The following is a 715-nucleotide window of genomic DNA, read 5'->3' as shown; positions in this document are numbered from 1 at the left end:
TCCAGCGCAGCCATACCGCATTTGTTTTCGTTACCGCAAGACGGGCAAACAGCTTTATTATTCACTCGTACTTTCAAAACGTTGCGCTGCGCGATTCTTTTTCACCGCATCAGGCGTAAATACTTGGCCCGTCATTGCGATGAAAATACCGCTTTCCTTGCTTTGTAGCGCACCTAACGCCACACCAACGTTAAAGAGACCATCGCTATCAAGAAAACGTGCTGGACGCATAGCTCCCGTAAAAACAATCGTTTTTCCAGGCATATCACCAAGCGCCTGAGCACTGTCGACCATCGTGTCTGTACCATGTGTCACAAGCACTTTGTCACATCCAAGACTTTCTATGCACGCCTTCAGCGCCGCGCGGTCGTCGTCCGTTAACTCTAAACTATCTTTGCGACAAATCTCATGCTGTTCAACTTCAACGCCAGACCCAATACGGGCCAACAATTCCGGGATGATTGACTCAACAACTTTATAATCGCTAAGCGCATCAAAGTAATCTTTATCTATCGTACCGCCGGTTGTAACTAATGCTATTTTCGTCATCGTTTACCCTTCGAACCTCTTCGATTTTTCTTAGAGCGGCGACTTTCAAACGCCTTCGCTTCATTCTTGCGATTCGCTTTGACTTTGTCTTTTGCCGATAACTTATTAGTAGGATTCGCAAACGGATTCTCGCTCGATTTAAAATCAAAACGAATCGGCGTACCTT

General features: G+C 46.0%; 1 protein-coding gene. It reads right to left on the bottom strand.

Going from position 1 to position 715, the window contains the following annotated elements; genetic code table 11:
• Positions 1-57: 57 nt before the first annotated feature.
• Positions 58-549, bottom strand: a complete 492-nt coding sequence (locus tag A3739_RS12555; RefSeq protein WP_068476708.1) for an asparaginase domain-containing protein — start codon at positions 547-549, stop codon at positions 58-60.
• Between the last annotated feature and the right edge of the window lie 166 nt (positions 550-715).

It is taken from the genome of Oleiphilus sp. HI0067, from assembly GCF_001635735.1.
This window is presented reverse-complemented; position numbering and strand designations above follow the sequence as displayed.

What these genes read in the sequence shown, in the direction of transcription:
- A3739_RS12555 (WP_068476708.1), bottom strand. Translation starts at nt 549, where the DNA reads ATGACGAAAATAGCATTAGTTACAACCGGCGGTACGATAGATAAAGAT.